We start from the raw sequence: 22,254 nt of genomic DNA on the forward strand, positions 1-22,254 counted from the left end.
AAAGAAGATATAATAAACAAGAGGATTTAATAATTTAATTATGAACTCTGCACCATCAAAAGGTAAGTTATCACATGTAAAAAGATTTTTCAGTGCCTTAGGAAGTCTTTTATCCACTTACATGGCAATTATACTTACAATAGGTTTTTTAGTACCTTGGATATTAGGAGCAATCAAGATACATAACTACAATGAAATAATTAGCTTTATTGAAGTTTTTGTGTTGGTTTCTGCAACATTATCCCTTTTAAGCTTCACATATATTATGGCACTTTCAGACATACATGAAAAGGTCAAAGATTCTATGATAAAATCTGGAGAATTGTTTTTCATGACAACTGTCCAGTTTATTGTAGGACTGTTTTTATTATTATTGATGGATTATTTTACTAACAGTTTCCTCAACATATCTAATATTAATTTAAATCTCGACTTGGCTGGAATTACTTCGATTGCAATATTTTTAATTCAGATAATTGTACTTTTAGAGTTGATATTTGCTGTATCAAAATTTTTCAAGGGAGTTATAGGAGTATATGTTTCATTTAGGTCAGAACATTTCAAAGAATCCATATTTTATATTTTATCATGGAGGGGTAGAAATGTTTGAAAACAACGATGAACTAGGATGTAATATACAGGTGGCCGGATTCAAAACTCATATAACAAATATTGGACAGGTTATGGCTGATTTAAAACAATTTGACAATTGTATTATCCAACTCATGGATGCAGAGGGAATAGCTGGCAGAGAACATGCAATACATGCTACAATACATGCTATCAATGCATTTTCAAGAAAAGAAAACATTGCAAATGATTTGGGTCTAGAGATTTGTGTGAGAATGTCTGGTCAAAGGCAGATCTCGCAAGCCTTAAAAACACTAGGAATTAAAAACGGAGATGTGACTGTTTGTGTAATAGCAGTTGATTGTAACGCTGATGTCATGGATAAATTAACAGATATTCTTGATGAGAGAGACGATAAAGTTCTTGAACCTGATGAAGATAAGTTAAAAACCATGTATCATATTTCAGATATTGAAGCTGAAACTGCAGGAAGCATTAAAAAACTTTTAATGGAAAAAACTGCTCTTTTGATACTTGAAACTTGAATTAAAAGAAATTATATTTTTAATTTAGAGTTTTTAATATTTTTACTATCTCATCAAGATTTTCATGTGTCATGCACTTCACATCAAGATTTTTTATTTCAATGCATAATGCATTCATTTTCACCCTGTTGTAATTAGGGCATACAGTTATTATACTGCCTCCATTCACATTGAATCTATTTCTTAATTGATAACTTAATCTTTTAGGATGTTCATCAGGGATTATAATGTTTAATCCCGATTTGTCCCCATATAATACTTCCCTAAACTCCATTATTTCTGACTTTAAAAAGTTACAAACTTCTAATGTTTTAGAAAGTATGTAAGGTGCATTTTTTATCTCTGATGCAATACCTGCACATGTTACTGGATCTGCCTTAAAACTTTTTAAAATATTTTTAGCTGAATTAATTAAATTTATATCGTTAGTTGAAATGAAACCACCATTCCCAACATTAACTGTTTTGGGAGATCCAGTAGATGCAACAATCACATGAGCATGTTTGCCATTTCCAAGCATTCCACTTTCATCTCCAATTCCACCGGATGCATCTTCAACTAAAACAACCCCCATATCTTCACAAATCTTGTAAATATTTTTTATAGGTTGTTCTGCTGAATATCCTGCAAAACTGGTTATGAAAAGAGCTTCAGGATTAAATTTTTCTATTAAACATTCCAATTCATTTACTTCTACAATGCCAAGTTCTGTTGGAATTGGAATTGCTTTAATACCAAGAAATTCAGCCATTTTTTTGAAACCTATCCAGCCACCTTGATCAGGAATCATGATCCTATCTTTAAATGTACTCATTACTGAGAGAATGGCAGAATTGCCACTGTTCACAATTTTAACTTGATCATGTCTGGTGAATTTTTTTACACCCTCTTCTGCACTTTCTATTTCTTCATATCTACTGCCAGGGATATGTTTCAGATTGAGAGCTGATTTGCTCATGGCATTTCTTGTTTCAAATGAAGGTCGTCTGTAAAATAAATCCATAATATCCTCTTTTAAGTTGGTATAAAACTGTCTAAAGTAGTTTGTCTAGATTGTAAAAGTTCTTTTAAAAGGTCACTTTGTTTTACAAATTTTTGCATTGGGAGTTTGAGTTTGGTTGATATGTAGGAAAGAGCTGTTTTCATGTCCTCAAATTCAAGTGGTTTTTGATTCATAGCATTTCTAACATTTTCACGAACATTAAAAACTCCAAGGGGCACATAACCATTATATGCTTCTCTTAAAACTATTGCTCCTGCCTGTTTTCCTTCACGAGCAAGAGATTCAAGCACTGCCATTTTACATGTGTAGTAACATCCTCCAACTCTTGAATAACCTTTTTTTCCAGTGTTTCCTTCGTAGTCGGAAAATATTAATTCTTCACTTCCAAGAACATGTAAAAATGCTTCCATCCATTCGTATTGCCATTCTGTAGGGAGTAGAAGAATTGCATAATAATTGTTAAGACTTGAAAATTCATATACACGATGTGTATCAAGAACATCATTATAACGGACATTTTTCAGTAGACGATCACCTATAGTGCTGTCACATGCAGTTATTGACCATCTTGTTGGTACAAGTTTTCTTCTTTTACCAACTCCCATTGCACCTACTGAAAATGCTTTCTGTATGTTTGAAAATGGTATTCCCTTATTATTAAGGTCTAATACAGCATCGGCAGCCTTAAGATCACTATCATAGAAAACTTTCTCAAGCTCATGATCCCATTTTACATTATCAATGTCAAACTTTTGTATAAGTGCGCTTGGGCCATGAGGGGTGTGTTCATCACTGAAAGAGGTACCTCTTGGTTTTTTACTGAATTCTGCTTCACTTCCTATTGAGCTATCAGCAAGAGATATTTCTTGAAGTTTTTCAATAAAATTATTTTCCAGGTCTTTAATACCAACTATTTGTTTCCCACGCACTAGATTCAATCTGTAACCTATTATATCCTCTTGACTTTTGTCTTGTGGGATCCAAGATTCTGGCATGTCCATGATGGTGGTGTCACCTGAAAGCGGTGCTATCATTGGTCCTGCATATACTTTGGGATAGTTCCAACTACCAATAAAAACAGATGGTGGTGTGCTCCCATCAATCTCCTTACCAACATCCACTGAATGCATTTTTATCCTAGAAGTCAGTTTTTTGAGGTAAGCTGTTTTGCCGTTTATCATAATTATCTAATAAACTATTCAACTACAAACTTAATAAGATCGATGAGAGCATTTGAGCAGTAACAAAAAATTTTGTTTTTATTTTGATTAAATAAATAATATATTTCTAAATAAAAATCTTTTAAATTTATCTTTTGACTAACTTTAAGGATGCAGAATTCATGCAATATCGCAATCCTGTTGGTTTGGGTCCGTCGTCGAAAACATGTCCTAAATGTGCATCACAGCGGGCGCATAGTGATTCAGTTCTTATCATACCATAGTTTCTATCCTTATGTTCTTTGATATTTTCATCAGCTATGGGTTGCCAGAAGCTTGGCCATCCAGTTCCGGAGTCAAACTTAGTATTCGAATCAAACAGATCCGTTCCACAACAAATACACTCATATATTCCATCCTCGTGACAGTCGTGATATTTGCCTGTAAACGCAAGTTCTGTCCCCTGGTGTCTTGCAACATTATAGGATTCTTTGCTCAATATTTTTTTCCATTCTTCGTCGGTTTTTTTTATTTTCTCAACCAGTTCTACCTTACCAGTTTTTACAGAGTAGATTGGTATAAGTGAATCTTCCTTTGAATTGGTTGTCATGATAATTTATATGATCAACCAAAACTAAATAATTCACTGTTTAAGAACTTAAAAAGAAAAAGTAAATAAAAAAAAGGTTAATTTTTTTAGGCAAATTCAATTGTACTAGGAGGTTTGTCACTTACAGAAAGTGAAACATGTGTTACTTCGGGTATTTCAGCTGTTATTCTCTGAGATATTGTTTTTACCATACTCCATGGGAGTTCAGGTACATTTGCAGTCATTGCATCGATTGATTCAACCATTCGAAGCACTACCAAATAACCAAAATCCCTTATGTCTCCTTTAACTCCCGTAACTTTTGTATCAGTTAAAACAGCAAAGTACTGCCATAAAGTTGCATCAAGACCTTCTTTTTTAACTTCTTCCTCTACAATTGCATTGGCTTTTCTACAAATGCTTATTTTTTCAGGAGTCAATATGCCTACTACCCTTACTGCAAGCCCAGGACCAGGATATGGTTGTCTGTTAACCATTTCATCAGGAAGACCCATTTTACTTCCTATTACTCTAACTTCGTCTTTATAAAGTTCTCTTATTGGTTCAACAATCTCCAGTACTAATCCATGTGGAAGTGCTATATTGTGATGCGATTTTATTTGTCCATCACTTTCTATCCAGTCTGGTGCTATTGTGCCTTGTACAAGAAATTCAGCACCTTCTTCTTCTGCAACCCTTTCAAAAACTCTTATAAATAATTCACCAATGATCTTTCTCTTTTCTTCAGGATCAGAAACACCATCAAGTCTGTTTAAAAATTCTTCCTCTGCATTAATAGTTCTCAAATTGAGTCGGTCATTAAATGTTTTATTAACATAATCTGATTCTCCTTCTCTTAAAAGCCCGTGATCAACAAATACGGCAATTAAATTATCTCCAATAGCTGTTGAAGTTAATACTGATGCTACTGAGCTGTCAACACCGCCAGATAGTGCTATTATGGCTTTTTTATCGCCTATTATATTTTTTATTTCTTGAATTGATTCATTTATAAAATCAGATGGATCTAACATGTTTTCACCTTGAACAATATGAAATTATGTTTATCATAACAACTATAAAATCTATTTCTTATTTTTACATTGTATGATTCAATTATTTTTACTTGTATTAATTAAATGTTAATAAATGATGACAAATAAATATTATTTTATTATGGGGATAACGTATGGCTCATGATAATTTATTGCAAAAGCTGTTTAGAAATCAAACAAATAAAACTTGGGTTCAATTTTTAAGATATATTTTAGTAGGATGGATAGTTTTTATTATTGATTTTGGTTCCCTATTTTTTCTAACTGAAGTTTTTGGGATTTATTACCTCATTTCAGCTGCTTTAGCCTTTACACTGGGATTAATTGCCAATTATTTCTTGAGTATTGGCTGGGTTTTTAATATAAGAATTCAAACAAAAAAACACTTTGAATTCGGGGTTTTTGCGTTAATTGGAATAATTGGTCTCTTTTTTAATGAAGTTTTGATATGGGTTTTAACTGAGGATCAAGGGATTAACTATCTGATTTCAAAGATATTTACATCAATATTAATTCTGTTCTGGAATTTTTATGCAAGGAAATTTATTTTATTTAGTTGATTCATGATAAATAATTAAATTTAGATATTCAAACTTTGTAAAAATTAATTAGTTTAATGATTTTTTTTCATTATATTCCTTACAAGTTTCATAGAAGTTTTCGAATATCTTTCCTCCATTTTCAGTGTGATGAACTTCAGGATGGAACTGTATTCCATAAATAGGTTTGGTTTCGTGTTTCATGGCTTCAACACCACATATTGATGATGTTGCAAGAACTTTGAAGTTTTCAGGTGGTTTAATTACTTCATCTTTGTGAGATGCCCATACATCTGCACTTTTTCCAAAACCCTTTAATATATCGTTTTCATCAAGTATATTTATTTTAATCTGAGCATAACTTTCAATACCTGCTGCACCTATTTCTCCACCAAATGCTTTGGCAATAATTTGATGGCCAAGACATATGCCTAAAATTGGATAATCAAGTTCTTCAACATAACTCAAGGAGTTTCCGGCTCTTTCGATCGAAGGTCCACCACCGAGAATAAGTCCGAGGGGATTTTTTTCCTTTACTTCTTCAAGTGATGTTGAATTTGGAATTATCTCTGAAGGAATCTTAAGATAATGGAGACTTCTATAAATTCTATGATTGTACTGCCCAAGATTATTAACAACAAGTATTTTCATTTATTATACTCCTTAATTATGGTTTTAAATATATTAAAAGCAGATTTTCTAGTTTATAACTGCTTAATTTGAATTAGCTTAAATCTTAATATTGGAAATCTATTTATGATCCCGAACTAACAATAAAAACATGGAATTTAGTGATCTAGTTTATATAATAATAGCTCTTTTAGTGGCAGCTGTTTTGTTCTATATCTTCATATGGTTAGTGCCAATTATAATAGTATTAATCATAGCTTATGTAATATATATCTTTTTGAAGGGACCTACAGATAGTTACTGAAGGATCAAAAAAACAGATTATAAGAACATTCTTTTTATTTTTTAGTTCTAAAAAATTATTTATCCTGTTTAAGGTAAACCATCTATTAGGAGAATATATATGAGAAAGGACAGTGAATTTACAGGAATAACCGAGAATCTTTTAGCATTCCGAGAAGAGGTAAAGGATGCTAAAAAAATAACATTCATTGGTATGCCTGGGGTATGTAGTCCTTTTGCTCTGCTTTTTGCCTTTGTTGTTAAGGAAAAGGAATCAATTTTTATAACTGGTACAGATTTAACTAGTGCCAAAAAAATTATCCCTTCTGATCAAGGTATGCGGTTTGGTGAATTAGCAGATCCTCATGCTGATGTTGTTGCTCTTTTGGGAGGGTTAGCTATGCCAAAATCCAAAGTTAAAGCTGAAGACATTCAAAAAATTCTTGATGTTGTTCTTGAAGATAATGGAAAATTAATGGGACTTTGTTATATGGATGTATTTCGAGAGTCTGGATGGCATGAAATATTAGACTTTGACTGTATAATTAACGGGACATTAACAGGTTTTATTTTAAGAAAATAATTCGGTGGAGGGGGTATATTTGGATCTAGAGTCAATTGGTATGAAAAAGGGATTATTATATGAAACAATTTTAACAACGAGGAATGATGATGGAACTCCCAATGCTGCACCTATAGGGGTGATATGTAAGGATAATAAAGAAGTTGTTTTGTATCTTCACCAAGGATCCTGTACTGTTCATAACATAAAGAAAAATCAAAGTTTCATTGTGAATATATTGAAGGATCCAATGGTTTTTGTAGAATCTACTATGGGTGATTTGTCTGAAAAATATTTTGAGCAGTATGAAAATGAATTTTATATTAAAAATACAGACGCATTTTTTTTGGCTAATGTTACAAGTTTGAAGGATGTTGAAAGGGAAGATAATTTTGGAATTTCTGTAATAACTGTTTTAAGGGCTGAAACTTCCTATATAATCAAGAAAAAAGAATGTGTTGAACCATTAAACAGGGCAATATATGGAATAATCGAAGGACTAGTTTATTTAACAAGAATGGAAATGGTTTCTGGGGACATGGAGAAACTTTATCGTCATAGAATGAGTGAAATTTCTAGGATAGTAAACAAAGTTGGTGGAGAAGAACATAAAAATGCAATGAAAAAAATTTCAGAGGCTTTCAAAAAATACGATTAATATAATTGTTAAATACCCTAATAATAGATTTAATAAGATTAAACCATTATTTCTGGATCAGATCAATAAAATCAAACTTTTCAACATCAAAAAGACCAATATCACTTATTTTAAGTTTTGGAATTACAAGTAGTGCCATAAAAGATAACGACATGAATGGAGATTGTAGTTTTGAGCCCATATTTTTAACGGCATGATGCAATATCATCAAATCTGATGAAACATCTCTAACATTTTTGTAACTCATTAATCCTGCTACAGGAAGTTCCAATGAATAAATCCCCTCCTTTGAAACTGCTGCTAGCCCTCCTTTATTTTTAAGGACAGTATTAACAGTTTTTGCCATATACTGGCTGTTTGTTCCTACAGTTATAATATTGTGTGAATCATGGGCAACACTTGATGCAATAGCACCTTCTTTAATACCAAAACCCTTTATAAATGCATTAAAAACCCGTTCATGACCATAACGTTCTACAACTGCAATTTTTAGTATATCCTTATCAACATTTGTTTCTAATTTTCCATCTATTATTTTTAAATTAGCTAAAAATTCTTCGGTAATTAGCTGGCCCTCGAGAACTTCCATAACCCTCACAGTTTCACTAGATCCTTTACCCATAATATTAAAGTCTGAAGAATTTTTTGGTTTTAATTTAAACGTGCTTGGAATTTCAATTGGTTTCACATTAAAATGAGGTTTTCCATCCTTTGCAACCAGTTTTCCATCTATAATAACCTTTTCTATATTCAATTCTTCAATACTATCTACTAAAATCATGTCTGCAGCTTTTCCCGGAATTAAATTTCCGTTGTTTAATTTATAATGCTCTGCAGGATTGATTGTCACCATTTTAATAGCATCAATGGGATCTATCCCATATTCAATAGCTCTTTTGATCATTTCATTTATATGTCCATTTAAAAGGTCTTCAGGATGTTTATCATCAGAAACAATAAAATCTCCCCCTGCAGTAGCAAGATCTTTAAGATTCTTGGCTGAAGAACCTTCCCTAAGCATTATTTTCATGCCAAGTCTTCTTTTTTCAGCTACTTCATCAACATTAGTACATTCATGGTCTGTTGATATTCCTGAAATAATATATTTACAGAGTTCAGGGCCTGATAAAAGTGGGGCATGGCCATCAATGGGCTTTTTTAATTTTTTTGCAACTTCTAATTTATTTATTACTTCAGGATTATCTTCTAATACTCCTGGAAAGTTCATCATCTCTCCAAGTGCAACTACATTATCATTTTTAAGTAATAATTCTATTTCTTCTGTAGAAATCACTGCTCCAGATGTTTCAAACAATGTTGCGGGAACACAGGAAGGTGCAGTTAAGAACATTTTAAGTGGAACAGAAGAAGCATCATTTAACATGTAATTTATGCCCTTAATCCCCATTACATTAGCTATTTCATGGGGATCAGATACAACAGATGTTGTTCCATATGGAACTACTGCTTCTGCAAATCTTGAAGGTGTTAACATAGAACTTTCTATGTGTATATGTGAATCAATAAAACCCGGTAAAATTAAACTCTTAAAATCCTCATCAACAGTTTTAACACATTTTACAATCCCATTTTCAATAGAAATTTCGGCACCATAAATTTCTTCTGTAGAAACATTTAATAGATTTCCACTTATTCTCTCCATAACATGTCCTCTTAATTATGATCAATTGTTAATTTAATAATTATCTTTATGATTAATTATAGTTTGAGATTTGAATACCTATGCTTCATATAGAAAAGCGCAAGGGGATAGGTAACTTTTTGAAAGAGATTGAAATTGTGAAATGAATATAGGTACTTTAATGGATCTTTGGATTTATATATCCTATTTAAAATGAGTGAATAATTACTGGATGCAAATTTCTCCCATATGAATCTGTTAACTATTCCTGCATTAAATTTTGGTCTAAAATATTTTTCAACAGTTTTATAATAATTTTCAGAATCATTACCTTCTAAAATATTGTTTGCAGCTATAAAACCTGATTTTATCGCGTTTCTAATTCCAAAGCCCCATAATAAATCTTGAAATCCTGCTCTTTCTCCGATCACTATTTTATTTTCATTTCTAATCTTATTTGAAAAGCTTCCATAGCCCGCGAATTTCTGTTGATCTTCCATTTTAAGATCAAAATTACCTGAAAATGTATCAAATGTTCTTTTGAAATATTTGTTTAGATCATCAAATCCCTCAAATAATACAGTTGCAATACAACCACAACCATTGGATACAAGAAGATATGAATATCCCTTAAATGCATGATAATTATTTATAAGGCCGATTGCTATATTATCCAGTTCTGTTTTAAATGTTAATCCTCTTGCAACTGCGAATTTGTTTCTTGGATCAGGACAGTTGCAACTATATCAACATCTTCAATTGGGGCGGTTTCCTCAAAATGTATGTTGACTCCTTTATCAAGTGCTTGTTCCTTTAACCCTTGATCTAAACTTTTTTCTTCAGTACCACGCTTTACAAGGTAAAATGCAGGTCGTTTACAATAAAAATCCCAGTTTTCATCGTTATTAGTTATTTTAAGATTTTTGAAAGGTTCAAAATCGAAATTGGGTTTTATTTTCATTTTACGAAATTCTTTTATTATATCTTGATTATCTGACCAGTTTTCAAGTCCTTGTAGGTTTTTTTGAACTCTTGAGCCGATGTCTTTATTTTTTTCAAAAACATCTACAATATAACCTTCATTTGCAAGATTAATGGCTGCAGACAATCCTGCAGGACCTGCTCCTAAAATTTTAATATATTGCATATTATATTATTATGATTTTTTGAAGATAAAAAAAATTCTATTAAAATAATAGATAAGAAAGAAGGAGTACAAAATATAAAAAGTAAATAAAAAAAAAGAAATTGGTTATTCTGATTTCAGCTCATTGTAAAGTAGGGGTAAAAAAGTCCCAACATCTGTAACTATGCCTACAACCTGAGCGCTACCTCTGTCACTTAGTTTTGTAACTGTAGCAGGGTTAATATCTACACATATACTTTTAACATGCGATGGTAGCATGTTCCCTGTTGCAATTGAATGTAACATGGTAGAGATCATTATAACCATATCAACATCCTGAACATATTTTCTCATTTCATCTTGAGCATCTATAACATCAGTTATTACATCTGGGAGGGGTCCATCATCTCTTATTGAACCTGCGAGTACAAATGGGACATCATTTTTAATGCACTCGTACATTATCCCTTTTTTCAATATTCCCTTCTCAACAGCATCTTTTATAGATCCTGCTTTGTTTATTTCATTTATAGCATATATATGATTTCTGTGACCTCGTGTAACAGCTTCACCAGTTTTAACACACATTCCAAGTGAAGTTCCATAAAGTGCATTTTCAATGTCGTGGGTTGCAAGGGCATTTCCAGCAAAGATAATATCAATTATCCCCTCTTTTATCATATTGGCTAATATTGGACCAGATCCTGTGTGTACAACTGCAGGGCCCGAAACAACTGCAATTTTGCCTCCTCTACTCTTAACTTCCTTTATTTCCGATGATATCTTTCTTATTATAGATTTTATTGGTTTTTCAGAGGATGCATCGCTTGACATGAATTCGAATACACCTTTTTTACCTCTTGGACGTTCAGGAGGAGAAACTTGGATCCCATCCCTACCTACAACAACGCAGTCTCCCTTTTTTATCCTTCCAATTGGTCTACAAAATGCTCTTCCACTCTCTAAATCCACAACAATCATACAATCCATTTCAATATCTTCAACCACTACCCATTCCCCATTATGGCGTATATGGGTAGGATGATGTGTTGTGGAATAAAAATCAACAGGAAGTGTTTTATTCTTCTCAGACATTAAAATCTTAACATCTTTAATTTCAACAACAATTGCACCAATTTCTGAAAGTTCATCCAGGATTTCTCCAAGAAGTATTTCGCTAGATGCTTCAACAATTATTCTAGCATGGCTGATATTCCCTTTGAGCTTACCAACTTTAAATTCAATTATCTTAAAATCTCCTCCCATATCCATAATGAGATCAAGAGCCTTAGGAAGGATCAGGGAGTCTATTATATGACCGGAGAGCTTGACTTCTCTTTTATACATTTTATCCACCTTTAATTTTCAATTAAAAATTCTGAAGCAGTTTGTATTATGATTTTTATTCTTGACGGGTTAAATAACAATTTAAGTATCAATTTCAGTTGAACAATATGATTTTAATGTATTTTCGTTCCACTATAAAAAAATACTGTATTTAATAACCCATTAATATTTGGTGAATATATTTTAAAAAATAGTATGAAAACCACAAAGAATATTGTAAAAAATATTTATTTATCTGTTATTGCAATGATAGAATATCATAAATTATTTTAGCAGCATTTAACGAGGTAATATCTCCAATTTGAGTTGAAGAAACCTCAACCATATCAAATCCTACAATTTCTTTTCCTTTAAAACTGTAGATCAATTTTTCAACCTGTTTGGGAGTTAAACCACATGAAGAAGGAGTACCAACTGAAGGTGCATATGCAGGATCCAGCACATCTATATCAAAGGACAAATATATTGGGCCATGGATTTTTTCTATCAATTCGATTATTTCTCCAATGTTTTCATCAACATCACAAGATTTGAAAGTTTTTATATTTTGTTTACTTGAAAAACTTGCTTCATTCATTGATGCAGATCTAATACCTATTTGGATAATCTCTTTGGGATTCAGGTCAGATATCCTATGCATAACAGTTGCATGGGAATATTTTTCCCCAATGTAAAGATCTCTTAAATCCATATGGGCATCAAAATGTATTATAGTAATATCATCCATTTCAAATCCATGGCTTTCATCTATGGCTTTCAGTACACAGTAGCTGATGCTATGATCTCCACCAATTGTTAATGGAACCATTTCCATTGCTAATATTTCAGAAATAGTAGTTTTAAGCTTTGAACATGTTTTATTGAAATTTCCATGAACAACTTCCAAGTCTCCAAAATCGTATACTTCTGCAGATATATTCTTATCGAGAATCAGGTTATATCCTTCGAAATTATAGGATGCTTCCCTGATTGATCTGGGACCAAAACGAGCTCCTGGCTTGTAACTTGCTGTACCATCAAAAGGTACTCCTAAAATTGCAAATCTTAATTTATTATCAGAAATAGGGAATTCAACATCGATATCTGTTGTTTCCATTGAAAATGCGAACTTCAATACATTTTCTGTGTAAAAAAGCATTTATTATCGACTCAGTAAGTTTAATTGAAATACGTTATTAAATTTTTGATAAATCAGGAAATTATGGGTTTAACATAACCCATTTATCCTTTTATCCTCATTAACTTCTTTTTACCCATTGCCATGATATAATCCACTTCAGAACCTTCGTTAAGTTTGCCTTTAAGTTCATCTGGAATTGGGATATCAAATGTTTCATAGGTTTCAAGATCCATAAGCTGAACATCATTTTTTCCCATAATGGATAAAACTTGGCCTAAACATTTGTCTATCATGGGGACATCACACTTAGAATCAACGGGTTTAACAAAATTTCTCTTCTGACCATCAAATATTCCAGAGGCTTCGACTCTTGCCTTTGCAGCACCGTGTTTTCCCGGTGATGATGTTTGAATACTAGTGATCTTGGATGCTTCACCGCCTATTATAACATATTTACCAACTTTTAAGGTTTTAACTTCTACTACCTTTTTTGACATTTTTTACCTCCGATTATCATATATAGATCCTTTAATGAACCATTAAAGGGATTTTGAATATTTATAAATCTAAAAGAGATCAACAAAATTCATATTCAATTCATGATCTTTAATATATTTGTAATAGCATGTATACTATCATTATCCTATCTATGTTTAGATATGTAAACTTTTATAGATAACCATTGATCATATAGGATATGACTATGTTATTTTTGAATATTTAAATTTTAAGTGGTACAAATGAAAGTTTCGATAACTTCTGGAAGGGCTGAAGGTCCAACAAAGCTCAATGCATTTGATAATGCATTATTGGACGCAAATATTGGTAATGTTAATCTTATAAAAGTTTCAAGTATATTACCTTCTGGTACAGAGGTGGTACCAATTCCAAAATTTCCTGCAGGGGATATGGTTAATTGCGTGCTTGCATATACATCATCAGATGTTGAAGGGGATTTAATAACCGCAGTTGTGGCTGCAGCAACATCTGATGACTTTGGGTGTGTAGTTGAAAACACTGGAGTTAACAGAGATCTTGAAGACGTAAAAAGTGAAGCAAAGTCTATGGTGCAGTATATGATGGATATTAGGGGACTCAAAATAAAGGAAATGCTAATGGCAGATGAAACCCATATAGTTAAGAAACAAGGTGCTGTTGTTGCAGCAGTTGTCTACATAGGTTAGAGCAAATACAATAGATAAAGTGGTAAATCGAAGGGATAAACATGGACAGGGACGATATCAAGTTTTGGAGTACGATCTCAAACAGAATAATGGAAGAGGCTAATGAAGTAGTTAAACCGCTTGTTGGTAATCCAAAATCGGATAAAATAGTTAAAATGGGTGCAGATGGAACTCCAACCAAGTTTATAGACCTTGTTGCTGAAGAAAAGGTTATTGAAATTTTAGAAGAGTCTAAAAGACCAGTCACATTAATAAGCGAGGAAATAGGCGAATTTAAAATAGGAAAAGGACCTTCTGAAGCAGTATTTGTAGTTGATCCTTTAGATGGCACAAGAAATGCCATAAAAAACATACCAGCATATGGTATATCCATTGCAGTTGCAGATCCAATGGGTGCATCAAAATTAGTCACAGATCCAAGCAAACTAATTATCAGTGATGTAGAAGTGGGTTTTGTAAAAAATTTTGCAACTGGAGACATTTACAGTGCAAAAAAAGGGAATGGGGCATTTCTCAATGGAATTCCAATAAAACCATCCCAAAAAACCGATGTTTCAGGTTCATCAATAGGTGCCTACATATACCGTGCAGAGATGTCCAAGATAGATAAGCTCTTAAAAACTGTTAGAAGTATGAGAATTTTAGGTTCAGTTGCAATTGAATTGTGTTATGTTGCAGATGGAACATACGATGCATTTTTAGATATTAGGGGAAATTTAAGAATAGTTGATATATCTGCTGCAAAACTTATTATTGAAGAATCAAAAGGTATTGTAACAGATGAAAACTGCCAGTCACTTGAGAGTGGATTGAATGTTCTTGACAGGACATCAATAATTGCTTCATGTAACAAATCGATTCACAAAGAAATAATAGAAATTTTGGGAGGTATCTGATGCACTTAGGAGTTGTGGCACGTCTTGATGTCGAAGAAGCAGTTGAGCTAGCAGGGAAAATAGTTGAATTTCTTTTAGAAAAAAATGTTGAAACTCTACTGGATTCTGAATTAGCATCCAAACTAAACAAATATCAAAACATTGCTTCAGACCTAAAAGACATGGATGTTGACATGGTTATAGCAGTTGGTGGAGATGGAACAGTACTCAGAACCCAAGGATTTATAAACAAGAAAAAGATTCCATTATTTGGTATTAATATGGGTGCTGTAGGTTTTTTAACCGAAATAGATCCTGATGAAACTTTAACAGCATTGGAACAGGTTCTAGATGGGAATTATTTTGTTGAAAAAAGAACCCAACTTCAGGTATGGCATAATAAAGAATTACATTCTGCACTTAATGAGGTTGTACTCATGACCCAAAAACCTGCTAAGATGCTTCACATTGAAATAAGTGTCGATGATGAGGTTGTGGAAGAACTCAGAGCAGATGGAATTATAATTGCCACTCCAAGTGGTTCGACAGCTTATTCAATGTCCGCAGGGGGACCTATAGTCGATCCCCGAGTCGGTGCATTCATAATAGTTCCTATATGTCCATTTAAGCTGGGTGCAAGACCTACGGTAGTGCCTGATGATAGTGTGATCAAGGTTAAATTTTTGCGTGAAGGTAAAAAGGCAGTTGCAGTAATAGATGGTCAATTAGAGGAAGAAATAAATTATATGGATGAAATGATCTTTAAAAAATCAGATGATAGTGCTTACTTTGTGCGGCTAACCAAAAATTTCTACAGGCGGGTTAGAGAGAAGCTTCAAGGAGACGTATAAATCCATGAAGGTTTTAGTAGTGGATATGACCCATGGGGGTGCAATAATAACATCCGAATTTTTAAAAATACCTAATTTTGAAGTTTATGCATGGGATATATACTCAACAATGGAACAAGAAACTCGTATAGAACTAGAAGAGAAAGGGTTGAAATTTGTAGGGAAGGAAGGCTTTGATGATTTAAAGTTAGACAAAAATTATTCTACAGAATCTGATTTAATATTGATTGCACCGGTTCATTGTGAATTAGAATCTGAAGTTAACATGACCCATCATCAGGCAGTTCGATTCTTACTTGAAAACAAGATAAATGTACCAGTAATTGAAGTCACTGGTGTTAAAGGAAAAACAAGTGTTGTATGGATATTAAAAGAGATATTTAAGGACTCAAATCCTTTAGTTTTAAGCAGTTTGGGTGTTGAAGTTGTTGAAGACAAAGAATGGAAGCTTTTAAAGCAGAATATAAGCATTACTCCTGCAAGTATAATTGAAGCATGGAAACTTGCAGAAGGATATGAAGTTGGGATTTGTATCTTTGAAACATCTCTTGGTGGAACAGGACTGGCAGATGTGGGAATACTTACAAATTTAGCTGAAGATTATCCTATAGCAAATAATTCAAGGGTTGCTAGTGATGCAAAGTTGCAGATATTCCAAAGTAGAATGGTTTCATGCGATTTGGATTCTTATAATACTAATTATTCTGAATTTCAAGAGAAAACAAACACATTTGATAACGGTGAGTTTAAAGTTAAAAATCCTGCAAATTTAACAGCTACACAAATAAGATTTGGGTTTGATAAAACCCACATGAGGATAGATATTGTTGATTTTAAAACACTAGGAAATAAAATTATCAATGAGTATATAGAAGTGTCCACATTTGCACCAGCGCCTATACATATTAGTAATGTACTAGCAGCAATAACTGCATCTTTAACTCTTGAAGTATCTCTAGAAAAAATAAAGAATGGCTTAAATAATTTTAATGGAGTCAAAGGAAGGACATCAACCACTGATTACAATGGAATTAGAATAATTGAAGAAATAAACCCGGGATTGAATGTCACAGCAGTAAAAAAAGCATTGTCCATGATGAAAGATATGGATGATGTATGTGTGATATTTGGAGGTAAATATGGAGTAACATGTGAAGAAATAGATGAAAAATCTGTTTCAGAAGTTTTAGATAAAATAGAAAGTGATGTACAATTAATATTAACAGATGAATTGGGAGCTAATGTTAAAAATATTTTAAATAGAAATTTCAAATATTCAAATAATTTAAATGATGCTATAACTTGTGCTGTTAAAAATACATGTTCTAATATACTCATTATCTACAGATCAAACTTTTCAGATATTAAAAAAAGGTAATAGAGAATTCAGAACTTTACATGGTAACATTTATTAGAGATTATACAAGAATCATTCACTAGGAGTTTTAATGAAATGATTTAGGATCACTATATTCAAGATCCTTTATAATTATTAATCTCAATTCGGAACTTTTAATGGAATATATTTAACCAATGACTATGGCTGAAGTTTTTCTTTACTGGAGATGATTTTTTTGAAGGTTGGCACAAGGGGGAGCAGTCTTGCAACTGTCCAAACAAAGAGTATAATTAATGCATTATCCAAAATAACACATGAAAAAATAGATATGGAGATTATCAAAACTACTGGAGATAAAATCCAAGATTCCCAACTTTACAACATTGATGCCAAGGGTATATTTACCCGTGAACTTGATAACGCAGTTTTACAAGGAGATGTGGATTTTGCAGTCCACAGCCTAAAGGATCTACCAACAGAACTTGAAGGAGACCTAGAAATAGTTGCAATCCCTCAAAGAGAATCTTCAAACGAAGTTTTGGTATCAGAGTATGAATGGGATGAACTTCCATCTGGTGCAATAGTAGGAACAAGTAGCATTAGAAGGGAAGCTTTCTGTAACTTTCATAAAAAAGATTTTAGTATAAAAACTATAAGGGGAAATATAGATACAAGAATAAAGAAAGTATTAAGTGGAGATTACGATGCAACTATAATGGCCGAGGCAGGTATAAAAAGACTTGGTCTAAATGAACATATAAAAAAAAGGTTTTCAATTGAGTATTTTACTCCTGCTGCAGGGCAGGGCGCAATCGCAGTTGTTGCGAGACATGATAGTGATAAAAGAAACATTTTAAAGAATTTAAACCACTTGACTTCATTCCAGGAAGTAACTGCAGAAAAAAGGGTTCTTCAGGAGTTAGGTGTTGGTTGTCAATGGCCTTTAGGTGTTTCTGCTAATATAAAAGAGAATAAACTCAAACTCTGTGCTGTTCTTCTTACAAAAGAAGGCAAAGTACTTTCAAGAGTGAAGGTGGAAGGTTCTGCAGATGAAGCCAGTAAATTGGGTTTGAAAGCTGCAAAACTTATGATGGAGGATTATATTTGAGTAAGGTTAACGTTGGTGTAGTCGGTGTCGGAGCTATGGGTTACAACCATGTAAGGGTTTATTCTGAACTTGAAAATGCTAATTTAATGGCTGTTTCCGATCTTATGAGGGGAACACTAGCAGAAGTTTCGAAGGAGTTCAACACCGTTGGATTTGTTGATTATGATAACATTTTGAGAATGCCCGAGATAGATGTGGTTAGTGTTTGTGTACCCACAACATATCATTATGATGTAGTTATGAGTGCAATTGAACAAGGAAAACATGTATTAGTTGAAAAACCTATTGCATTCACGTTAGATGAGGCAAAGGACATGGTTAATGCAGCCCATGAGGCAGGAGTTAAGCTTGCAACAGGGCATGTTGAAAGATTCAATCCGGCTGTTGTTGAGGCTAAAAGACTCATGAGGGAAGGTGTGATTGGAGAAGTTGTATCTGCTTCAGCTAAAAGAGTAGGGCCTTTTCCTCCAAGAATTAAAGATGTTGGTGTTGCAATTGATCTCGCTATACACGAAGTAGATATTATGTTCTATCTTTTGGACAGTCCTGCTTCACGTGTGTATGCAAACATGGGTAGTAGACTTGAAAAATGTGAATATGAAGATCATGCAGAAATAATGATGAAGTTTGAAAATGGCGTTGTTGGTATACTTGAAACCAACTGGCTAACACCGTATAAAAAGAGACAACTTGAGATTACAGGGGTTGAAGGAATTATTTCTCTAGATTATATTGATCAAACAGTTGAAGTCTATGGAAAAAATGCTCAAAAAGTAAAGGTAACCCATTCAGAACCTCTAAAAGATGAACTTAAATCGTTCTTATCATCAGTTACCAATGATGAGGAACCTAAGATAACAGGGGAAGATGGAATCCATGCATTAAAGGTTGTGCTTGCTGCCATGAAATCTGCTCAGAAATTAACCCCTGTGAATATGAATGAATGTTAATTAATGAGGGATGTGATTCCATGAATGAAAAACTCATTAAAAGAGCCTATGAGCTTAGAAATAGAGGTTTTACAACAGGAGAAATAGCAGACGAATTAAACGTTTCAAAAGATACTGCAAGATGGCTTATTTTACAGGGAAAAGATAGTAAAACACAAGATAAGTCAGAAAAAGCACCTATTGACTTTGCAATAAATTGGAACAGTCTAGGTGGAAGTTCAATTAGAATGAAATATGTCTCTGCTGCAATGGCAGATATGGCACTTAAATATGGAGAACCTGATGTAATAGTGGGTATAACAGTAAGTGGTATACCGTTTGCAACCATGATGGCAGAGATACTTGGATCAGATATATCTGTTTTCCATCCAATAAAACATAGAAAGATGGAAGAAGATGCAAAGGGTGCTGTAAGTAGTAATTTTGCTTCTGTTGAAGGACGTAAAGTTGTTATTGTAGATGATGTTATTACAAGTGGGCGAACTATAAGTGAAGCAGCCAAGGTGTTCAAAGATTTGGGGGCCATCCCAATAGCAGTAGTTGTGCTCATTGATAAAGCAGGCATATCTGAAGTTGAAAATGTTCCTGTTGAATCTTTAATCAGGGTTAGCAGGTTAGGATAAAAATTTATCCTTTTTTTATTAAAAAAAAGTCTACTGTAGACATATTAATAAAAAAAAATAAGAACAGATTAAGGTCTATACCTTAATATAGCTCCTATGCCTCCAAAAGCCTTTAAAAGCTGCATTCCTTCTTCAGTTTCTGTTGATATTATCTCTACTTCTGAACCAACTTCTTCTGCCAAAGCAACAAAATCGTCAATAACATCCTCTGTCTCGCCAACTTTCATTTTTTCATTACAGTCGGGACAGGATTTATCTTTAATTTCATTCTTATTTTTAATGGTTTTATCCATGGTCTTTCCACATGACGGGCATTCATAGTTAACTCGTTTTGATTTAATGTCTTCTGATAACAATAGTACTTCAACAGCACCCATCTGAAGGTTACGCCTTACTTCAGCTTCTCCATAAGATGCAAGTCCCTGTTCATTTATAAGTTCTACTAAAAATCTCTGTACTAATTTTTTCTCCCTTACAACATCAATTTCGGTTAGTACATCCATAGATTTTTCCATAACTTCTCTTATTCCAAATTCTCCAGTATAAGATGTGTCAACGGTTGTTATCAACAGATTTTTTATTTCATGATGAAGATAATCACCTTCAACAAATTCATCCTTTGTATGTCCCGGACCTCCAATTATAACTCCTTTAAGATCAGGGACATCTAAAAATGCTTCATTCATGTGATTTCCTATTCTTTTTAAAAATTCATGAGCTGCTAGATCAATAAGACGGTCAAACCTTCTCTGAGATTGTCCCCCTGCTTTATGTTTACCTGGAACACCACTGGTAAGATTTTTTATTATGTCAATTCGTTTTCCCCGGAGAATAGCAATTGTTGCTTCTTTACGATCTATAACTGCAAGCCCATAAACATCCTTATCTTCAATTATCTCCTGAAGAGGTTTTAGGAAAAAGGTTGAATCACAATGGTAAATATAAGTTTGAACAGGTTCAGGTGGTTCGAACATGTATGTTTCCATTTTCTCTGTACCAGGTCCACCCTTAGGGATCATTCCAACAAACAAAACCAAACCCTTTTCAGGGGGGCGTTGAAAAAGTTTCATCCTTTGCATTATAACCTCTATTGCAGATTGAACATTTTTCTTTGTTTGTTTGCTTTTGATGTTAGCACTCTGACTCAGCTCTTCACGCATATGTTTTACAACATCACTGATCTGACGATCTGGTGGAATATAAACTGTTACTAATTCTGTACCTCGTCCCTTTTTTTCTGATAATTCTTTAAGGGTTCTTTTTACTTCGTACAGTTCTTTTGATGATACTTCACTCACTTTATGTCACTCCTAAACTGTGGAAATTCATTGTATTTAATATATCTCGTGTATAAATTTAAAATAGAGCATGTGCAAATTTAACTTATTTCTGATTATGAACTACAAACTACTTCAACTTACTTATGTTATATCTTCTAAACTATTTATTATATTAAATTTAAGTATCTTTGATGGTGATGAGATGAAGATAGTTGTTACAATAGGCGGTTCAATAATAATTAAAGATTATGATTACAAAAAATTCAGGGACTATGCAGAGGTACTGCAGGACCTGTCCAAAGAACATCAAATATTCGTTGTTGTTGGAGGTGGAAAAACAGCTCGTGATTACATAGGAATTGCTAGAGGTCTTGAAGCATCTGAAGCAATGTGTGATGATGTGGGTATAGAAGTAACAAGACTAAATGCAAAGCTTTTAATAACAGCTCTTGGGGCGGATGCATATCCTGAAGTACCCCATAACTTTAGAGAGGCGTTACAATTTGCAAGTTCTAATAGAATCATTGTTATGGGTGGTACAGAACCAGCACATAGTACAGATGCAGTAGGAAGTATTCTTGCGGAATTTGTGGGTGCAGAACTACTCATTAATGCAACCTCTGTAGATGGTCTTTACAACAAAGACCCTAATAAGTATCCTGATGCAGAGAAATTTGATGAGGTTAAACCATCTAAAATGATGGAACTTATGTCAACCAAGGATATCAAGGCAGGTACATACGAATTTTTTGATATGACAGCGATACAGATTATTAAGAGATCAAGTATCAAAACAGTTATATTAAATGGGGGAGATCCTCAAAATATTAAAACTGCAATAAATGGTAAAATAGGTACCATAATACTGCCAGAAGAATAATTAAATAAAAAAAAATATTATAGTATATTAAAATATAACAATAAAATTCAAGAGGTTTAAAAATGACTGATCAACACAAGCACTGTCCAATGTGCCAAAAACCAATACCTTTATCAGAAAAATTCTGTTCACCCAAGTGCGAGCAGATTTACAATGAAAACCAGAGGAAAGTTGCAAAATCAAGAAGAGTACTTTATATAATATTTGCAGTATTCATTATAATATGGCTTTTCTTTACTTTAAAAGGTAGAATAGGTTTATAATTAATTTTTTTTTATTATTTGAGGCTGTCTCATAATTAACTTTTTTCGAATTTTTTTTTGTTCTTGTTTTTAG

The 22,254-nt window shown here is 33.0% G+C and carries 26 protein-coding genes; 14 read left to right on the top strand and 12 right to left on the bottom strand.

Annotation, left to right across the window (positions count from 1 at the left end; genetic code table 11):
* The first annotated feature begins 40 nt into the window (after positions 1–40).
* Positions 41–610, top strand: a complete 570-nt coding sequence (locus K8N75_RS04660; protein ID WP_223790929.1) for a hypothetical protein — start codon at positions 41–43, stop codon at positions 608–610.
* Positions 603–1,115 carry a KEOPS complex subunit Cgi121 gene (cgi121, locus tag K8N75_RS04665; protein ID WP_223790930.1) on the top strand — a complete coding sequence of 171 codons (513 nt, stop codon included), beginning with the start codon at positions 603–605 and terminating at the stop codon, positions 1,113–1,115. Before K8N75_RS04660 ends, cgi121 begins: the two co-directional genes overlap by 8 nt.
* 19 nt (positions 1,116–1,134) lie before the next feature.
* On the opposite strand, the gene K8N75_RS04670 is transcribed toward cgi121, so the two are convergent.
* From K8N75_RS04670 to guaA, 4 genes are all read right to left on the bottom strand, one after another.
* A complete protein-coding gene (locus K8N75_RS04670; protein ID WP_223790931.1) occupies positions 1,135–2,118 on the bottom strand; it encodes a DegT/DnrJ/EryC1/StrS family aminotransferase in 984 nt (327 codons plus the stop codon).
* Between the two features lie 11 nt (positions 2,119–2,129).
* Positions 2,130–3,299 (bottom strand): Nre family DNA repair protein, encoded by a 1,170-nt coding sequence (locus K8N75_RS04675; protein WP_223790932.1) that lies wholly within the window; start codon positions 3,297–3,299, stop codon positions 2,130–2,132.
* Positions 3,300–3,426: 127 nt separating this feature from the next.
* On the bottom strand, positions 3,427–3,888 hold the full coding sequence (gene msrB / locus K8N75_RS04680) for a peptide-methionine (R)-S-oxide reductase MsrB (RefSeq protein WP_048189815.1): 462 nt from the start codon (positions 3,886–3,888) through the stop codon (positions 3,427–3,429).
* 86 nt (positions 3,889–3,974) lie between these two features.
* Positions 3,975–4,901 (bottom strand): glutamine-hydrolyzing GMP synthase, encoded by a 927-nt coding sequence (guaA, locus tag K8N75_RS04685; RefSeq protein ID WP_223790933.1) that lies wholly within the window; start codon positions 4,899–4,901, stop codon positions 3,975–3,977.
* A gap of 155 nt (positions 4,902–5,056) precedes the next feature.
* On the opposite strand from guaA, the gene K8N75_RS04690 reads away from it, so the two are divergent.
* Positions 5,057–5,482: a GtrA family protein gene (locus K8N75_RS04690; RefSeq protein ID WP_223790934.1), complete on the top strand. Its 426-nt coding sequence runs from the start codon at positions 5,057–5,059 to the stop codon at positions 5,480–5,482.
* A gap of 48 nt (positions 5,483–5,530) precedes the next feature.
* Here the strand turns inward: K8N75_RS04690 and K8N75_RS04695 are convergent, their stop codons facing one another.
* A complete protein-coding gene (locus K8N75_RS04695; protein WP_223790935.1) occupies positions 5,531–6,112 on the bottom strand; it encodes a GMP synthase subunit A in 582 nt (193 codons plus the stop codon).
* Between the two features lie 382 nt (positions 6,113–6,494).
* On the opposite strand from K8N75_RS04695, the gene K8N75_RS04700 reads away from it, so the two are divergent.
* Positions 6,495–6,956 (top strand): DUF2124 family protein, encoded by a 462-nt coding sequence (locus K8N75_RS04700; protein ID WP_223790936.1) that lies wholly within the window; start codon positions 6,495–6,497, stop codon positions 6,954–6,956.
* Positions 6,957–6,975: 19 nt separating this feature from the next.
* Entirely contained in the window at positions 6,976–7,593 is a 618-nt protein-coding gene (locus K8N75_RS04705; RefSeq protein ID WP_223790937.1) for a DUF447 domain-containing protein, read from the top strand.
* 46 nt (positions 7,594–7,639) lie between these two features.
* Here the strand turns inward: K8N75_RS04705 and ade are convergent, their stop codons facing one another.
* The 6 genes from ade to K8N75_RS04735 all read right to left on the bottom strand — a co-directional run bounded on the left by ade (position 7,640) and on the right by K8N75_RS04735 (position 13,325).
* Positions 7,640–9,256, bottom strand: a complete 1,617-nt coding sequence (gene ade / locus K8N75_RS04710) for an adenine deaminase (protein ID WP_223790938.1) — start codon at positions 9,254–9,256, stop codon at positions 7,640–7,642.
* Positions 9,257–9,312: 56 nt separating this feature from the next.
* Positions 9,313–9,735 (bottom strand): NAD(P)/FAD-dependent oxidoreductase, encoded by a 423-nt coding sequence (locus K8N75_RS04715; protein WP_223790939.1) that lies wholly within the window; start codon positions 9,733–9,735, stop codon positions 9,313–9,315.
* Between the two features lie 191 nt (positions 9,736–9,926).
* Positions 9,927–10,382, bottom strand: a complete 456-nt coding sequence (locus K8N75_RS04720) for an NAD(P)/FAD-dependent oxidoreductase (RefSeq protein WP_223790940.1) — start codon at positions 10,380–10,382, stop codon at positions 9,927–9,929.
* A 105-nt stretch (positions 10,383–10,487) separates the two neighbouring features.
* Positions 10,488–11,708: an ornithine cyclodeaminase, nickel-pincer nucleotide-dependent gene (locus tag K8N75_RS04725; protein WP_223790941.1), complete on the bottom strand. Its 1,221-nt coding sequence runs from the start codon at positions 11,706–11,708 to the stop codon at positions 10,488–10,490.
* Between the two features lie 238 nt (positions 11,709–11,946).
* Positions 11,947–12,846, bottom strand: a complete 900-nt coding sequence (gene speB, locus K8N75_RS04730) for an agmatinase (RefSeq protein WP_223790942.1) — start codon at positions 12,844–12,846, stop codon at positions 11,947–11,949.
* A gap of 83 nt (positions 12,847–12,929) precedes the next feature.
* On the bottom strand, positions 12,930–13,325 hold the full coding sequence (locus K8N75_RS04735) for a translation initiation factor IF-5A (protein ID WP_223790943.1): 396 nt from the start codon (positions 13,323–13,325) through the stop codon (positions 12,930–12,932).
* Between the two features lie 243 nt (positions 13,326–13,568).
* On the opposite strand from K8N75_RS04735, the gene K8N75_RS04740 reads away from it, so the two are divergent.
* The 7 genes from K8N75_RS04740 (at position 13,569) to K8N75_RS04770 (ending at position 19,758) form a co-directional block, all read left to right on the top strand.
* Positions 13,569–14,012: a pyruvoyl-dependent arginine decarboxylase gene (locus K8N75_RS04740; RefSeq protein WP_223790944.1), complete on the top strand. Its 444-nt coding sequence runs from the start codon at positions 13,569–13,571 to the stop codon at positions 14,010–14,012.
* A gap of 41 nt (positions 14,013–14,053) precedes the next feature.
* Complete coding sequence (locus K8N75_RS04745) at positions 14,054–14,908, top strand: bifunctional fructose-bisphosphatase/inositol-phosphate phosphatase (protein WP_223790945.1); 855 nt, start codon at positions 14,054–14,056, stop codon at positions 14,906–14,908.
* Positions 14,908–15,738, top strand: coding sequence for an NAD(+) kinase (locus K8N75_RS04750; protein WP_223790946.1), 831 nt, complete (start codon positions 14,908–14,910; stop codon positions 15,736–15,738). Before K8N75_RS04745 ends, K8N75_RS04750 begins: the two co-directional genes overlap by 1 nt.
* Positions 15,739–15,742: 4 nt before the next feature.
* Entirely contained in the window at positions 15,743–17,116 is a 1,374-nt protein-coding gene (gene cfbE, locus K8N75_RS04755; protein ID WP_223790947.1) for a coenzyme F430 synthase, read from the top strand.
* 196 nt (positions 17,117–17,312) lie between these two features.
* Positions 17,313–18,185 (top strand): hydroxymethylbilane synthase, encoded by an 873-nt coding sequence (hemC, locus tag K8N75_RS04760; protein ID WP_223790948.1) that lies wholly within the window; start codon positions 17,313–17,315, stop codon positions 18,183–18,185.
* Positions 18,182–19,135 carry a Gfo/Idh/MocA family protein gene (locus K8N75_RS04765; RefSeq protein ID WP_223790949.1) on the top strand — a complete coding sequence of 318 codons (954 nt, stop codon included), beginning with the start codon at positions 18,182–18,184 and terminating at the stop codon, positions 19,133–19,135. Before hemC ends, K8N75_RS04765 begins: the two co-directional genes overlap by 4 nt.
* A gap of 20 nt (positions 19,136–19,155) precedes the next feature.
* On the top strand, positions 19,156–19,758 hold the full coding sequence (locus tag K8N75_RS04770; RefSeq protein WP_223790950.1) for an orotate phosphoribosyltransferase-like protein: 603 nt from the start codon (positions 19,156–19,158) through the stop codon (positions 19,756–19,758).
* 68 nt (positions 19,759–19,826) lie between these two features.
* On the opposite strand, the gene prf1 is transcribed toward K8N75_RS04770, so the two are convergent.
* Positions 19,827–21,056 (bottom strand): peptide chain release factor aRF-1, encoded by a 1,230-nt coding sequence (gene prf1, locus K8N75_RS04775; protein WP_223790951.1) that lies wholly within the window; start codon positions 21,054–21,056, stop codon positions 19,827–19,829.
* Positions 21,057–21,240: 184 nt separating this feature from the next.
* Between prf1 and pyrH the strand changes: the two genes are divergently transcribed.
* Both pyrH and K8N75_RS04785 read left to right on the top strand, forming a co-directional pair.
* Positions 21,241–21,918, top strand: coding sequence for a UMP kinase (gene pyrH, locus K8N75_RS04780; protein WP_223790952.1), 678 nt, complete (start codon positions 21,241–21,243; stop codon positions 21,916–21,918).
* A 62-nt stretch (positions 21,919–21,980) separates the two neighbouring features.
* Positions 21,981–22,181, top strand: coding sequence for a DUF2116 family Zn-ribbon domain-containing protein (locus K8N75_RS04785; RefSeq protein WP_048189835.1), 201 nt, complete (start codon positions 21,981–21,983; stop codon positions 22,179–22,181).
* Positions 22,182–22,254 lie beyond the last annotated feature (73 nt).

The sequence above is a fragment of the Methanobacterium spitsbergense genome, from assembly GCF_019931065.1.
Classification (GTDB): Archaea; Methanobacteriota; Methanobacteria; order Methanobacteriales; family Methanobacteriaceae; genus Methanobacterium_B; species Methanobacterium_B spitsbergense.

Excerpts from the sequence above, each read along its gene's own strand:
- K8N75_RS04720 (WP_223790940.1), bottom strand. The coding sequence starts at position 10,382 with ATGCAATATATTAAAATTTTAGGAGCAGGTCCTGCAGGATTGTCTGCA.
- K8N75_RS04725 (WP_223790941.1), bottom strand. The coding sequence starts at position 11,708 with ATGTATAAAAGAGAAGTCAAGCTCTCCGGTCATATAATAGACTCCCTG.
- guaA (WP_223790933.1), bottom strand. The coding sequence starts at position 4,901 with ATGTTAGATCCATCTGATTTTATAAATGAATCAATTCAAGAAATAAAA.
- K8N75_RS04745 (WP_223790945.1), top strand. The coding sequence starts at position 14,054 with ATGGACAGGGACGATATCAAGTTTTGGAGTACGATCTCAAACAGAATA.
- cfbE (WP_223790947.1), top strand. The coding sequence starts at position 15,743 with ATGAAGGTTTTAGTAGTGGATATGACCCATGGGGGTGCAATAATAACA.
- msrB (WP_048189815.1), bottom strand. The coding sequence starts at position 3,888 with ATGACAACCAATTCAAAGGAAGATTCACTTATACCAATCTACTCTGTA.
- K8N75_RS04750 (WP_223790946.1), top strand. The coding sequence starts at position 14,908 with ATGCACTTAGGAGTTGTGGCACGTCTTGATGTCGAAGAAGCAGTTGAG.
- K8N75_RS04675 (WP_223790932.1), bottom strand. The coding sequence starts at position 3,299 with ATGATAAACGGCAAAACAGCTTACCTCAAAAAACTGACTTCTAGGATA.
- K8N75_RS04770 (WP_223790950.1), top strand. The coding sequence starts at position 19,156 with ATGAATGAAAAACTCATTAAAAGAGCCTATGAGCTTAGAAATAGAGGT.
- speB (WP_223790942.1), bottom strand. The coding sequence starts at position 12,846 with ATGCTTTTTTACACAGAAAATGTATTGAAGTTCGCATTTTCAATGGAA.
- K8N75_RS04695 (WP_223790935.1), bottom strand. The coding sequence starts at position 6,112 with ATGAAAATACTTGTTGTTAATAATCTTGGGCAGTACAATCATAGAATT.
- K8N75_RS04785 (WP_048189835.1), top strand. The coding sequence starts at position 21,981 with ATGACTGATCAACACAAGCACTGTCCAATGTGCCAAAAACCAATACCT.
- K8N75_RS04740 (WP_223790944.1), top strand. The coding sequence starts at position 13,569 with ATGAAAGTTTCGATAACTTCTGGAAGGGCTGAAGGTCCAACAAAGCTC.
- K8N75_RS04660 (WP_223790929.1), top strand. The coding sequence starts at position 41 with ATGAACTCTGCACCATCAAAAGGTAAGTTATCACATGTAAAAAGATTT.
- K8N75_RS04715 (WP_223790939.1), bottom strand. The coding sequence starts at position 9,735 with ATGGAAGATCAACAGAAATTCGCGGGCTATGGAAGCTTTTCAAATAAG.
- ade (WP_223790938.1), bottom strand. The coding sequence starts at position 9,256 with ATGGAGAGAATAAGTGGAAATCTATTAAATGTTTCTACAGAAGAAATT.
- K8N75_RS04690 (WP_223790934.1), top strand. The coding sequence starts at position 5,057 with ATGGCTCATGATAATTTATTGCAAAAGCTGTTTAGAAATCAAACAAAT.
- K8N75_RS04670 (WP_223790931.1), bottom strand. The coding sequence starts at position 2,118 with ATGGATTTATTTTACAGACGACCTTCATTTGAAACAAGAAATGCCATG.
- pyrH (WP_223790952.1), top strand. The coding sequence starts at position 21,241 with ATGAAGATAGTTGTTACAATAGGCGGTTCAATAATAATTAAAGATTAT.
- K8N75_RS04700 (WP_223790936.1), top strand. The coding sequence starts at position 6,495 with ATGAGAAAGGACAGTGAATTTACAGGAATAACCGAGAATCTTTTAGCA.
- cgi121 (WP_223790930.1), top strand. The coding sequence starts at position 603 with ATGTTTGAAAACAACGATGAACTAGGATGTAATATACAGGTGGCCGGA.
- K8N75_RS04735 (WP_223790943.1), bottom strand. The coding sequence starts at position 13,325 with ATGTCAAAAAAGGTAGTAGAAGTTAAAACCTTAAAAGTTGGTAAATAT.